A 12,626-nucleotide genomic window follows, 5' to 3' on the forward strand; every position below is an offset into this window, starting at 1 on the left:
TTGAGCAACCTGCCCCAACCGCCGCGTTCGATCTGCCTGCTGCGGCTGTCCGCGCTGGGCGACGTCACCCACGTGCTGCCGCTGATCCACACCTTGCGCTCGGCCTGGCCGGAGGTCGCGCTGACCTGGGTCATCGGCAAGGGCGAACAGCGCCTGCTGGACGGGCTGAAGGACGTGGAACTGGTCGTCTACGACAAGAAGAGCGGACTGGCCGGCATGCGCGCACTGCGCGCCGACCTCAAGCGACGCCTGGCGGGCGGGCGCTTCGACGTGCTGCTGCAGATGCAAGTGGCGGCCCGCGCGAACCTGCTGTCGGGCTTCATCCCTGCGCGCAGGCGCGTCGGCTACGACCGCGCGCGGTCGAAGGACCTGCATGGGCTGTTCATCAACGAACGCATCCCCGACCGGCCCGGCATCCATGTGCTGGACGCCATCGGCAGCTTCTGCGAGCCATTGGGGCTGGTGCAGCGCGATGTCGTCTGGACGATGCCGGTGCCCGTGGATGCGCATGCCTGGGCGCACGCGCAATGGCCGGACGACGGCCAGCCGACGCTGGTCATTTCCCCCTGCTCCAGCCATGTGCGCCGCAACTGGTACCCCGACCGCTACGCCGCGGTGGCCGACCATGCCGCCGCGCGCGGCTGGCGGATCGTGCTGTGCGGGGGCCGCAGCCAGCTCGAACGCGACACCAGCGACGCGATCCTGGCGGCGATGCGGGCCCCGGCCCTGGACCTGGTCGGCAAGGACACCCTGAAGCAGCTCCCTGCCCTGCTGGCCCGCGCGGACCTGGTGATGACCCCCGATTCCGGTCCGATGCACATCGCCAATGCGATGGGGACCCGGGTGCTGGGCCTGCACGCGGCCAGCAACCCCGTGCGCAGTGGTCCCTACTCCGACCTGCGCTACTGCGTGGACCGCTACGACGACGCCGCGCGCAAGTTCCGCAACGTGCCGGCGACGGCGCTGAAATGGGGCACCAAGATCGAATTCGACGACGTCATGGCCCTGGTCACCGTGGACGACGCGATCGCCGCATTCGAGCGCTATGTCGCCAATCACGGCAGTCGCCCGGTCTGAGGCCAACCGCGCGCAGGTTCAGGCCGACCACCCTGGACAGGGTGATGACCGAAAGGACGAAGACAGGTGATGTGAGCCAGCGAACCTGCGTCCAGGATCTGAATCACCGAAATCAATGGCATCCTGCCGTCGAGGCGCTACACCCCGTTTCAATGAGGGGAGGAGTTCTCATCGTTATGGCGATCCGGCCCGACCATGAGGTTCAGTTGCTCCCGGAGTCCCTTCGCTACATTTTTCCGGTCGGTTGAGCCCTCTTCCTCTGCATCGTCTGCCACCCGATTGATCGAGCGGGCGATGTCGGCTTCCGTCGCGCCACGATTCGATGACCGCACGATCAGTCGATTCAGGGCGACGCCAATCGCTGCGATCTGACCAGAGATCAGCATCAGCGTTGCTCGAACCCGACTGTCCATGGCCCTGCTCCAGTTGGCTGCCAGTCACGATGCGGCAGCGGCTGTGCGCTCCATGTGACGCCAGAGGGTCCGAAAAGCGAAAAACCCCGGAATCAGGATCGCGCACGGGATCGGTTGGACCTGGCGGAAGCTCCCCATCCCGACCATCCCGGCAACCACCTTATCGATCAATCACTTGATCATCGCCCTCTCCTCTCCGAGGCAGTCCGATCGCTACTCGGCGCGGGCCGTGCAGATCGGCATCCTGCCGATCTGTCGAACCCCGGCGGGACTTCTCATCCGCCCGCATGCCCAGATACGCAAAACGCCCCACGAGGGGGCGCTTTGCGTATCTGGCGGAGAGGGGGGGATTCGAACCCCCGAGGCGCTATAAACGCCTGCCTGATTTCGAGTCAGGTACATTCAACCGCTCTGCCACCTCTCCGTGTGCGGTCCCGGCGAATGAACACCGGGGGCGCAATCATACGGGGGCGAAGGCTGACCGACAAGGCGGGCGGGTACACTGGGTGCCTCTTTTTTCACGAAGCCCGCCATGTCCGAGATTTCCGTGCCCGTGTCCTTTGGCGAACTGCTCGACAAGATCGCCATCCTGCAGATCAAATCCGAGCGCATGAGCGACGCCGCCAAGCTGACGAACGTCCGCAATGAGCTGACCGCGCTCGAAAACACCTGGATGGTGCACCCCGCCGCCGGACGCGACATCGTGCAGTTGCGCGCCCAGCTCAAGGCCGTCAACGAGCGCCTGTGGGTCATCGAAGACGATATCCGCCTCAAAGAGAAGGCCGGCGCCTTCGACGAGGCCTTCGTGGCGCTGGCGCGCAGCGTCTATTTCGAGAACGACGAGCGTGCCCGGATCAAGAAAGAGATCAACCTGGCGCTGGGCTCGAGCTATGTCGAAGAGAAGTCCTACCAGGACTACCGGGCCGGGCAGTCCTCGAAGAGCTGATGGCGCCAAGGCCTCCCGGTCGCGTCACCGGACAGCCCCGGCATCGCAGGGCTAGCAGGCAGCAAGCGCGCCATACGCCCGAATGATCTTCAGGCGGCCTCGATCCTTGAACTACCGGAACTACCGCTCCCCTTCGTCAGGCCTCTGCCTCGGCGCCTGCCAGCTCGCGTTGTGCGCGGGATATGGCCTGGAAAATCATCGGATCCATGTTGTCCGGTGATTCCAGCCTGAGCAGCGGGACACCGTCGGCGTGCAGCACGTTCTCGACCAGATCGAAATCCGGTGCCAGCCTGACCTCCCGCCCCTTCCTGTCGCGCAGCCATCTGCCCATGTACCTGCCCTCGGTTCCGCACCGTCCATCCTGAACAGACGGCCGTCGGCGCATCGTGAAGGCGGGCGAAAACCTGGGTGAGGCCCGGCAGACGCCAGCGCTGTCGCCTCATGTCGCCGAGAGGTGCTCGTAGAGGATCGTCGCACCGACCGCGATCAGGACCAGGCCGCCCAGCATTTCCGCGCGTTTCCCGATCAGCGTGCCGAGCACGCGGCCGGCCATGACGCCCAGCGTGACCATGCCAAAGGTGCACAGACCGATGACGAGGGCCACGGCCACGATGCTGACGTCGACGAAGGCCAAACCCACGCCGACCGCCATCGCGTCGATGCTGGTCGCCAGACCGGTCAGTGCGACCGCGAACGTGCCACCGCGCAGGCCCTCGGCCGGCGCTTGGTCGGCATCGGCCGCCAGCGACTTCCAGATCATGTGCAGTCCCAGCAGCGACAGCAGGCCGAAGGCGATCCAGTGATCCCAGGCTTCGATGTAGCTCGAGGCGGCGTAGCCGAGCAACCATCCGATCGCTGGCGTGATCGCTTCGACCACGCCGAAGATCAGGCCGACGCGCAAGGCCTGCGACCAGCGCGGTCGTGACATCGCTGCACCCTTGCCCAGCGCCGCGGCAAACGCGTCGGTGGACATGGCCAGCCCAAGCAACAACATCGAAACAGGATTCATCTGCAGGGGGTTCGGCGGTCGGGGCTTGCGGACAGACAAGCAGCCGACGCGCCCGACCGTGGCCACGCCGATTGCCCGCTGGTCTCGCCAACCGAGTGGTTGCGTCCGCCATGGCCGGTGCAGGCCAAGCATGTTGACGGATGCGCGTCCGCGAACCGGACGCAGGCTACTCCCCAGAGAGGATACGCATCGGCAGAAGCACGATGTGCGGGACGAATTGTAACCGCGCACCTGCAAAAACAGCTGTTTCCGGCTGCACGGAAAGACCGGGCGAACAATGCACGTCGACACAAACAAATATAGCGGCGGCTATATGGCGAGCCTTGAGACGCGTGTTTGCCGGCATATCTGCACCCGCCCGGCATGGCTTACAGTGCGCGCATGCGTACACACATCCTGATCACCACCAGCCTGCTCGCGGGCCTTGCCTGCGGAGCGGCCATGGAGGCCTTGGCGCAGTCGTTATCGACGGCGCCGACCAGCACCTTCATCGTGGTCCGCCACGCCGAGAAGGCCAGCGATACCGCGCGCGATCCGGACCTGAGCGCGCAAGGCCATGCCAGGGCACAACGGCTTGCCCAGCGGATGGCCGCTCGCGACATCGTCGCGGCGTATGCCTCGGGCTATCGCAGGACGCAGCAGACCGTCGAGCCGACCGCCACCGCGCATGCGGTTGCGATCACGACCTACGATGCTGCGGTGGATGCCGGCGTGTTTGCCGCGCAACTGCAACGCGACCATGCCAACGGCAGCGTGCTGATCGCCGGACACAGCAACACCGTGCCGGCGATCGTGTCCGCGCTCTGTCAGTGTCCGGTGCCGGACATGGACGACGCGGTCTACGACCAGCTGTATGAGGTCGAGGTCGGCGCGGGCCAGCCGCCGCGGCTGCGCGCGTTGCAGATGCCGTGACCTCGCTGGTTGGCATGCAAGGCATGTACCGGCGCGCGGCCAACGCAGTCACGCGATGCCGGCCATGCACGCGCTCGACACCGCGCATGCCACGCTGAAGCGCGCCCCCCGGAACCGGTTCCCGCATGCCAGCAACAACGCCCGTCCAGAGTTTCCCGCCCGCAGCGCGTGCCGATGCGCAGGTGCTGATCCTCGGCAGCATGCCCGGGACGGCCTCATTAGCAGCCGTGCGTTACTACGCGCATCCGCGCAACCAGTTCTGGCCGATCATGGGCGCTCTGGTCGGTGCCGATGCCGCATTGCCGTATCCCGACCGACTGCTGGCATTGCAGGGCGCACGCATCGCGCTGTGGGATGTCATGGCCTCGTGCGTGCGGCCCGGCAGCCTGGACGCGCGCATCGACAGCAGCAGCGTGGTCGCGAACGACATCGTCGGCTTCCTCGAAGCGCATGCGGCGATCCACAGTGTGTTCTTCAACGGTGCCGCGGCCGAGACCGCGTTCCGCCGGCACGTGCTGCCGACGTTGAACGCATTGCCGCGCATGCCTGCCTTGCACCGGCTGCCGTCGACCAGCCCCGCGCACGCCGCGCGCGGATTCGGGGACAAACTCGAGGCCTGGCGTGCAGTGACCGCAGCGCTGCAGAACGGAGACGCGCGCCGCCTGCGCTGAACCTGTCCCGGCCAAGCGCCCCCTACGGCTGCGCACGAGCGGCGCGAGCGGCCCGAGCTGGCATGTGGGCGGGCCTGGGCGGCCACGCGCAACCACGCCGCCGGATGCCGGAACGATCCGTTTCCCGGACCGCTCGATCGATCGACGCCATGCGTGCCATCCTGCGCCTTCGCCACCGAACCGGAAGCCTGCCATGACCACGATCATCGCCCCCCGCGTCCACGACATCGGCGGACTGCAGGTCCGTCGCGCCGTGCCGACCCTGCAGGCGCGCAGCATCGGTCCGTTCGTGTTCGTCGACCACATGGGGCCGGCCGTGTTCGAACCCGGCAGCGGCATCGACGTGCGCCCGCATCCGCATATCGGGCTGGCCACGGTGACCTTCCTGTGGTCCGGCGCGATCGGCCATCGCGACACCCTGGGCTCGCGGCAAGACATCCATCCCGGCGACGTCAACTGGATGACCGCGGGACGCGGCATCGCCCATTCCGAACGCACGCCGACGATCCAGCGCGAAGACGGGCATCCGCTGCACGGCATGCAGACCTGGGTCGCGCTGCCGAAGGCGCACGAGGAAACCGCTCCGGCGTTCCACCACCATGCCGCGGCGACGCTTCCGAGGATCGAACGCAAGGGTGTGCTCGCGCGGATCATTGCCGGCCGCAGCGACGGCGAGGAATCGCCGGTGCGCGTGTTCGCCGATACCTTGAACGTGGCGCTGGACCTGGCGCCCGACGCGGAGACCGTCATCGCCCCCTCGCACCCGGAACGTGCGCTCTACATCCTCGATGGCGAGGCCCAGCTCGATGGCGTCGACGTGCCCAACCGTCACCTGCTGGTGCTCGATCCGGGCTCACCGGCGATCCTGCGGGCCAAGACGCCGTTGAAGGCGATGCTGTTCGGCGGCGAGCCCCTCGATGGCCCCCGCCACCTGTGGTGGAACTTCGTGTCGTCCTCGAAGGAACGCATCGAACAGGCCAAGCAGGATTGGCTCGAAGGCCGCTTCGGCCAGATCGAGGGCGATCCCGAGTTCATCCCCTTGCCGGAACGGTGACTGCAGTCACGGCACGGCGGGCACCCAGCGGGTATCCCTAGCCGACTGCTGGACGCGCCCCTGCCGGGTGCTCCATCCATCGTGCAGAACGTGCCGAACTGGGGACATCGATGAGAATCCTGACGCTGCTGCCGCTGTTTGCGGCGTTGCCGTTGTTGGCCGTGCCCGCACAGGCGCGCGCCGCCTGCCCGGCCCTGCCGGCAGGATCTGACCTGACCTGGGAACGCATCGATGGCCCCGGCTTCCTGTTCTGCAAGGCCATGCGCGACGACGGCCAGCAGGCGTTCGCCGTCCGCATCAGTGCCGATGCCGCGTTCAAGCCGAGCCGCAGCCAGCGCGCGGAAGCCTCGGTCATCGACGGCCAGGACGTGCGCTGGTACGCCGGACAAGACCCCTTCCAGCCACAGGCGATGATCCGCGAGGCCCTGCTCGAACTGGACCGCGAGCGGGTCGCCCACATCATCCTGCGCGCCTCCTCCGAGGCCGAACTCGCGCAGATCCGGCAGACCGCCGAGGGCCTGCAGTTCGCAGACGCCAGGGTGGGTAGCCAATAACCCGGGCGCCATCGCCCGTCAGACCGCGTTTAACGATTTTCAAACAGCGAAAGCATGACGATCATCAGGCTTTTCCAACGGCCCTCGGGCCTGACTCAAGCAAAGGGGAAATACGCATGATCAAGAAACTCGCGGCCGAGTTCCTCGGCACGTTCTGGCTGGTCCTGGGGGGGTGTGGCAGCGCGGTGCTGGCTGCGAATTTCGGGGGCGACGGCAATCCGCTGGGGATCGGCTTCCTCGGGGTCGCACTGGCGTTCGGCCTGACGGTGCTGACCGGTGCCTACGCGTTCGGCCACATCTCCGGCGGACACTTCAATCCGGCGGTGAGCTTCGGCCTCTGGGCCGGCGGTCGCTTCCCGGCGAAGGATCTGTTGCCCTACATCGTCGCCCAGGTGCTGGGGGCGATCTTCGCGGGCTGGATCCTGTTCCAGATCGCCAGCGGCAGTCCCACATTCGCCATCGACCCGACCGCAGCCGGCGCCTTCGCCAGCAACGGCTACGGTGCGCTGTCGCCAGGCGGCTATTCGGTCGCAGCGGCCTTCCTGATCGAGGTGGTGCTGACGGCGGTGTTCCTGCTGATCATCATGGGCGCAACGCACAAGCTGGCGCCGGCAGGATTTGCACCGATCGCGATCGGCCTCGGCCTGACCCTGATCCATCTGATCAGCATCCCGGTCACCAATACCTCAGTGAATCCGGCGCGCTCCACCGGCGTCGCGTTGTTCGCGGGCGCGGGCGCGGTGAATCAGCTGTGGCTGTTCTGGCTCGCGCCGATCCTGGGCGGCATGATCGGCGGCATCGCCTACAAGTGGCTGGGCAGCACCGACCAGCCGCGCTGACGTCGCATCCGCACGCCGCGTCTGCATGACGGAAAAGCACGCCCCGACGGGGGCGTGCTTTTTTTCTTCTTTTCTGCGCGGAACTGGGTGCCGAGCTGGGTACACCCCTGGCGACGAGCTGCGCCGGGAGGCGTGACGCAGGCCTGTCATCCAGGCCCGTGTTTCAAAAACGGCCTTCCTGGAAATCGACGAACGCCTGCATGATTTCCTGCTTGCTGTTCATCACGAACGGACCGTGGCGCACCACCGGTTCGCGCAACGGACGACCCGCCACCAGGATCAGCCTGGCACCGGCATCGCCGGCACGCAGTTGCAGCAGATCGCCACTGCCCAGCACGGCCAGTTCCTGCGCGGACAGTCCGCGCGCATCCTCACCCTCGCCGATCTCGAGCGCGCCTTCGAAGGCATAGGCGAACGCGTTGTGGCCGTCGGGCAAGCCATAGGACCAGGTCGCGCCGGGCGCCAGGGTGATGTCGAGATAGACCGGCGCGGTCGCCGGCTGCACGATCGGGCCACGCACGAGGCTGCCGTCGGCGGCCACGACCTCACCCGCGATCAGCTTGACCTGCACGCCCTGCGCAGGCGTCGCCACCGGCAACTGCTCCGGCGGAAACTCCTGGTACTGCGGGTCGCTCATCTTGTCCTTGGCAGGCAGGTTGACCCACAGCTGGAAGCCGCGCATCCGGCCTTCCTGCTGCTCGGGCATTTCCGAATGGACCAGGCCACGGCCGGCGGTCATCCACTGCACGCTGCCGGGCACCAGCAGGCCCTCGTTGCCGTGGTTGTCGCGATGGCGCATGCGGCCATCGAGCATGTAGGTCACGGTCTCGAAACCGCGATGCGGATGATCCGGAAAACCCGCCAGGTAATCCTCGGCGCGATCGGTACCGAACTCGTCGAGCAACAGGAACGGATCCAGGTCTGGCAGTTCATGGCCGCCGATCACGCGCGTCAGCTTGACGCCGGCGCCATCGGAGGCGGCGCTGCCGCGGATCTTGCGGGCGATGCGGGCGTAGCTGGGGACAACAGCGGTCATGACAGGCTCCTGGGAATCGATGAACCCCGACAACATGCGGCCGCGCGCCAGGCGCCACCATCGCCACCGATGGAACGCAAGGTTACGCCGCGCAGGTGGGCGGCAGGCCGGGCGCCGGCCTGCGGCTCAACGTCGCGTCAGCCGCCAGGCGCGGTGGATGCGCGGGTTGCGCTCGAAGTCGACCGGGATCGTCTGCGCACTGATCTCCTGGCAATCGGCGAACGCCGCCACCGCCTCGGCATCGAGTCGGAAGCGGCGGAAATTGTTGGAGAAATACAGCACGCCACCGCGCGCCAGCCTGGCCACGGCCGCCTGCAGCAGGGCGACGTGCTCGCGTTGGATGTCGAAATCCTTGGCGCGCGCCGAGTTGGAGAACGTCGGCGGATCGCAGAAAATCAGATCGAACTCGCTCCGCTCGGCCAGCAGCCACTGCATCGCGTCCGCCTGCACCAGGGTATGCCGGCCACCGGCATGGCCGTTCTCACGCAGGTTGTCGGCGCACCACTGCAGGTAGGTCCCTGACAGGTCGACGGTCGTGGTCGCGCGCGCACCACCGGCGGCGGCGTGCAAGGTCGCGACGCCGGTATAGGCGAACAGGTTCAGGAAACGGGTATCGCCGGCGTCCTCGGCGATGCGCAGGCGCAGCGGCCGATGGTCGAGGAACAGGCCGGTATCGAGATGGTCGAACAGGTTCACGCGGACGCGGACATCGCCTTCGCGGACGTGGATGAATTCGTTGCGCTGGGAGAACCTGCCGTACTTGCTGCCGCCCTTGCCGCGCGTACGGGTCTTGACCGCGATGCGCTCGCGCGGCACGCCGAACACATCGGCCACACCGGCCAGCACGTCGCCGAAACGCTTGCGGGTGACGGCCTCGGGGATTTCCGCGGGCGCCGCGTATTCCTGCACGTGCAGCCAGGTCTCGCGTGTATCGGCTTCGACATACACGTCGACCGCCGCCGAGTACTCGGGAATGTCGGCGTCATAGGCGCGAAAGGCGTCGATGCCTTCGCGTTCGCGCCAGGACTTGAGCTTCTTGAGGTTCTTGCGCAGGCGGTTGGCGACCATCTGCGCGCCTTCCGACAGCTCGCGCGGCGTGGTCGACACGCGTTGCGGCGGCTGCAGCGGATCGCAGACCAGCAGCGTGCATTCGATCGCGCCGTTGAACAGCTGGTAGGTCTTCTTCGCACGCAGACCGGTTGCATAGGCAAGCTCGGCATCTCCGCACAACAGGCTGGCCTTCCAGTGCGGCAAGGCGCGCTGCAGGGTCTGGCCCAGCGCGCGGTACAGCGCGGCATCGGCGGCAAGGCGCGCGTCGTAGGGCGGGTTGCACACCACCAGGCCGGCAGGCCGTTGCGGATCCACCGCAGGCAACGCGGTCAGGTCGCGGACATCGAAACCGATCATGTCGCGCAGGCCGGCCGCCGTCGCGTTCTCGCGCGCGGCACGGATCGCATGCGGATCGAGGTCGCTGCCGTCGAACGCCAGTCGCAAGGCGTCGCGTCCGGCGCGTTCGCGGCGCATCGCCTCCTCGCGCAGCGCGTGCCAGCCCTCGACATCGAAGCCGCGCCAACGCGACGGCAGCCGGTCGCCATGCCGCAACAGGCCTGGTGCGACGTCGGCCGCCATCAGCGCGCCTTCGATCAGCAAGGTGCCGCTGCCGCACATCGGGTCGATCAATTGGCCGCCGTCGGCATAGCGTTGCAGCCAGCCGCCACGCATCAGCACGGCCGCCGCCAGGTTTTCCTTCAGCGGCGCCTCGCCCTGCGCGCGCCGCCAGCCACGCCGGTGCAAGGGCCCGCCGCCAAGATCGATCGACACGATCGCGCGGCCACGGCGCACCACCAGGTTCAGCCGCAGGTCGGGCGATTCGGTATCGATGTCGGGACGCACGCCGGTGCTTTCGCGCAGGGCATCCACCACGGCGTCCTTGACCCGCAGCGCGGCAAAGCGCGCGTGGGTGATGCCGTCGCCGGAGACGTGCGCATCGATCGCCAGCGTCATCGTCGGGTCGAGGTGCTGCTCCCAGTCCACGGCGCGGGCGCCGTCATAGAGCATCTGTTCGTCGTCGCAGGCGTATTCGGCGATCGGCCACAGCACGCGGCTGGCCAGTCGCGACCACAGCACCGCGCGCTGCGCGTCCTGCAGCGTGCCTTCGGCATTGACGCCGGCCATGGTCGCGGTGGCGCGCGCGAACCCGAGCGCGGCGAGTTCATCGGCCAGCAGGTATTCCAGCCCCTTTGCGCAGCTGACGAAAAGCTTCATTGGCGATGCAGTCTCGGGGTGTGGGCCAGGGCGGTCGGCGGCGGTGTTCAAAGCCGGCCCAGCAATGCGGCGAAGGCGCTTGCCGACGCGGCGACGTGATCGGACAGGCGATGCGAATCGTTGACCAGCAGCAACGAAGCCTGCCTGTGCAGCGCCCATTCGACCACGTGCTGCACCGGGATCAGCTCGTCGTGCCAGCCATGGATGATGCTGACCGGGACATCGGCCGCCTCGAACGGCGGCGCCGAGCCCATGCGGATCGGCGGTGCCATCAGGAACAGGCCTTCGACCGCGACCTGCTGCGACACCCGCCCTGAAATCCACGCGCCCAGGCTGGAGCCGGCCAGCAGCACCGGACCGCGCGCGGCGGCGGCCTGCGCCAGTCCGAGCAGACGCGCGACCCGTGCGGGCACGTCGCCGAGGTCGCTGACCTCGCGGCGGGCATCCAGGTCGGTGTAGTCCGGGCGTTCGTGGCTCCAGCCCAGGCGCTCGGCGACCTCCGCCAGCGCGGTCACCTTGGTGGCATCGGGACCGCTCTCGAAACCATGCGACAGGATGCAATGACCGCGCAGGCTCATGACGCCACCCATGTCAGCGGGGCGCCGACCTGCAGCAGTCCACCCTCGATCACGCGGGCGCACAGTCCGCCCATGCCGACCATCGCGTTGTAGCCGCCGGGACCCAGCGCGGCTTCCATCATCGCGCAGGGATCGCAGTCGTCGGTGCCTTCCAGCAGCACTTCGCCGATGCGGAAACGCTGCCCCTTCAGGGCCACCAGCGGAATGCCCGACACCACCAGGTTGCGCCGCAGCGTCGCCGGCTCGACCTGGGCGTGCCCGCTCAGGGCCGCGATGACCGGCAGGTGCTCGGCCTGGATCAGGGTGACGCCGCGCTTGCCGCTGCCGCCGGGATAGCGGTCGCCGTCCAGGCCGGCGCCGGCGGTGGCCGCCACCGATGCCAGCGATCGCATGCTGACGCCGCGGGCGGGACGCACGCCGATCCAGCGGACTTCTCCGCTGCGTGGAAATTGCTTGATCAGGCGCTGCTGCGCGGATCCGGTCGACGTCGTGCTCATGGTGGAATGCTAGCATCGACGCATGCGCCAACCGCCTTTCAATGCCGATCCCGCGCGGTCGCGCGCACCTGACCAGGCGCCCGAAGCCGCGTCGCAACAGGCCCCGACGGCGACCGCACGCCTACAACCGCTGCCCTACGTGGCGCAACTGGATGCGCGTCCGCTCGACGCGATCGACCTGGTGGTGATCCACTGCACCGAGCTGCCCGACCTGGCGACCGCGCGCAGTTATGGCGAACGCGTGCTGTATGCGGGCTCGGGTACCGGCAACAGCGGGCACTGGTACATCGACCGCGACGGCAGCGTCGTCGAATACGTGCCGCCCGACCGCATCGCCCACCATGTACGCGGCTACAACCCGCGCTCGGTCGGCATCGAGCTGGTCAATACCGGGCGCTATCCCGACTGGCTGGATTCACGTTGCCAGCAACCGGGCGAGGCCTATCCCGACCTCCAGATCGCCAGCCTGGTCGCCTGGCTGGACGTGCTGCAGGTGCGCCTGCCGGCACTGCGCTGGATCGCCGGCCACGAGGACCTCGACACCGACGAGGTCGCCGCCAGCGACGATCCCGGCCTGAAGGTGCGCCGCAAGCGCGACCCCGGCCCCCGTTTCCCCTGGGATCGGGTGCTGGCGGCCAGCACGCTGCAACGCCTGCGCTGACTGCGCGGCACCGGCGATGTCGGCGATGTCGGCGGCAACCCCGGCATCCACTTTATAATCGGGCCGTCGACCCCAGCTCTGTCGCAGCATTGCCCCGGCGCTCCCCGCCTCCAC

15 protein-coding genes and 1 tRNA gene are annotated in these 12,626 nt (G+C 67.8%); 8 read left to right on the top strand and 8 right to left on the bottom strand.

The features are described 5' to 3' along the window. Nucleotides 1-9: 9 nt before the first annotated feature. A complete protein-coding gene (locus tag ACYX7E_RS16765) occupies nt 10-1,077 on the top strand; it encodes a glycosyltransferase family 9 protein (RefSeq protein WP_462081757.1) in 1,068 nt (355 codons plus the stop codon). A 149-nt stretch (nt 1,078-1,226) separates the two neighbouring features. On the opposite strand, the gene ACYX7E_RS16770 is transcribed toward ACYX7E_RS16765, so the two are convergent. Together ACYX7E_RS16770 and ACYX7E_RS16775 are read right to left on the bottom strand one after the other, a co-directional pair. Further along, nucleotides 1,227-1,490 (bottom strand): hypothetical protein, encoded by a 264-nt coding sequence (locus ACYX7E_RS16770; RefSeq protein ID WP_462081741.1) that lies wholly within the window; start codon nt 1,488-1,490, stop codon nt 1,227-1,229. Nucleotides 1,491-1,823: 333 nt separating this feature from the next. Next, nucleotides 1,824-1,914 (bottom strand) — tRNA-Ser (locus tag ACYX7E_RS16775). Between the two features lie 108 nt (nt 1,915-2,022). Here ACYX7E_RS16775 and ACYX7E_RS16780 point away from each other — a divergent pair. Next, the gene (locus tag ACYX7E_RS16780; RefSeq protein ID WP_462081742.1) at nt 2,023-2,436 is read left to right on the top strand and encodes a DUF6165 family protein; all 414 of its coding nucleotides are present in this window, start codon (nt 2,023-2,025) and stop codon (nt 2,434-2,436) included. Between the two features lie 136 nt (nt 2,437-2,572). On the opposite strand, the gene ACYX7E_RS16785 is transcribed toward ACYX7E_RS16780, so the two are convergent. Both ACYX7E_RS16785 and ACYX7E_RS16790 read right to left on the bottom strand, forming a co-directional pair. Continuing rightward, nucleotides 2,573-2,767, bottom strand: a complete 195-nt coding sequence (locus ACYX7E_RS16785) for a hypothetical protein (RefSeq protein WP_462081743.1) — start codon at nt 2,765-2,767, stop codon at nt 2,573-2,575. Between the two features lie 108 nt (nt 2,768-2,875). After that, entirely contained in the window at nt 2,876-3,445 is a 570-nt protein-coding gene (locus ACYX7E_RS16790) for a manganese efflux pump MntP (protein ID WP_462081744.1), read from the bottom strand. Between the two features lie 381 nt (nt 3,446-3,826). On the opposite strand from ACYX7E_RS16790, the gene ACYX7E_RS16795 reads away from it, so the two are divergent. The 5 genes from ACYX7E_RS16795 (at nt 3,827) to aqpZ (ending at nt 7,475) form a co-directional block, all read left to right on the top strand. Beyond that, the gene (locus tag ACYX7E_RS16795; protein WP_462081745.1) at nt 3,827-4,357 is read left to right on the top strand and encodes a SixA phosphatase family protein; all 531 of its coding nucleotides are present in this window, start codon (nt 3,827-3,829) and stop codon (nt 4,355-4,357) included. A gap of 125 nt (nt 4,358-4,482) precedes the next feature. Next, on the top strand, nt 4,483-5,028 hold the full coding sequence (locus tag ACYX7E_RS16800) for a DNA-deoxyinosine glycosylase (protein ID WP_462081746.1): 546 nt from the start codon (nt 4,483-4,485) through the stop codon (nt 5,026-5,028). Between the two features lie 193 nt (nt 5,029-5,221). Continuing rightward, on the top strand, nt 5,222-6,082 hold the full coding sequence (locus ACYX7E_RS16805; protein WP_462081747.1) for a pirin family protein: 861 nt from the start codon (nt 5,222-5,224) through the stop codon (nt 6,080-6,082). Nucleotides 6,083-6,192: 110 nt separating this feature from the next. Continuing rightward, the gene (locus tag ACYX7E_RS16810) at nt 6,193-6,636 is read left to right on the top strand and encodes a hypothetical protein (protein WP_462081748.1); all 444 of its coding nucleotides are present in this window, start codon (nt 6,193-6,195) and stop codon (nt 6,634-6,636) included. A 110-nt stretch (nt 6,637-6,746) separates the two neighbouring features. Next, nucleotides 6,747-7,475, top strand: coding sequence for an aquaporin Z (aqpZ, locus tag ACYX7E_RS16815; RefSeq protein ID WP_462081758.1), 729 nt, complete (start codon nt 6,747-6,749; stop codon nt 7,473-7,475). 163 nt (nt 7,476-7,638) lie between these two features. On the opposite strand, the gene ACYX7E_RS16820 is transcribed toward aqpZ, so the two are convergent. The 4 genes from ACYX7E_RS16820 to ACYX7E_RS16835 form a co-directional block, all read right to left on the bottom strand. Next, complete coding sequence (locus tag ACYX7E_RS16820) at nt 7,639-8,511, bottom strand: pirin family protein (protein ID WP_462081749.1); 873 nt, start codon at nt 8,509-8,511, stop codon at nt 7,639-7,641. Nucleotides 8,512-8,637: 126 nt separating this feature from the next. Then, the gene (rlmKL, locus tag ACYX7E_RS16825) at nt 8,638-10,776 is read right to left on the bottom strand and encodes a bifunctional 23S rRNA (guanine(2069)-N(7))-methyltransferase RlmK/23S rRNA (guanine(2445)-N(2))-methyltransferase RlmL (RefSeq protein WP_462081750.1); all 2,139 of its coding nucleotides are present in this window, start codon (nt 10,774-10,776) and stop codon (nt 8,638-8,640) included. A gap of 47 nt (nt 10,777-10,823) precedes the next feature. After that, nucleotides 10,824-11,354 carry an alpha/beta hydrolase gene (locus ACYX7E_RS16830; RefSeq protein ID WP_462081751.1) on the bottom strand — a complete coding sequence of 177 codons (531 nt, stop codon included), beginning with the start codon at nt 11,352-11,354 and terminating at the stop codon, nt 10,824-10,826. Next, complete coding sequence (locus ACYX7E_RS16835; RefSeq protein ID WP_462081752.1) at nt 11,351-11,851, bottom strand: MOSC domain-containing protein; 501 nt, start codon at nt 11,849-11,851, stop codon at nt 11,351-11,353. The genes ACYX7E_RS16830 and ACYX7E_RS16835 overlap by 4 nt, the downstream gene beginning before the upstream one ends. Before the next feature lie 22 nt (nt 11,852-11,873). On the opposite strand from ACYX7E_RS16835, the gene ACYX7E_RS16840 reads away from it, so the two are divergent. Next, on the top strand, nt 11,874-12,512 hold the full coding sequence (locus ACYX7E_RS16840) for an N-acetylmuramoyl-L-alanine amidase (protein ID WP_462081753.1): 639 nt from the start codon (nt 11,874-11,876) through the stop codon (nt 12,510-12,512). Nucleotides 12,513-12,626: the final 114 nt, after the last annotated feature.

It is taken from the genome of Luteimonas sp. RIT-PG2_3 (genome assembly GCF_054902115.1).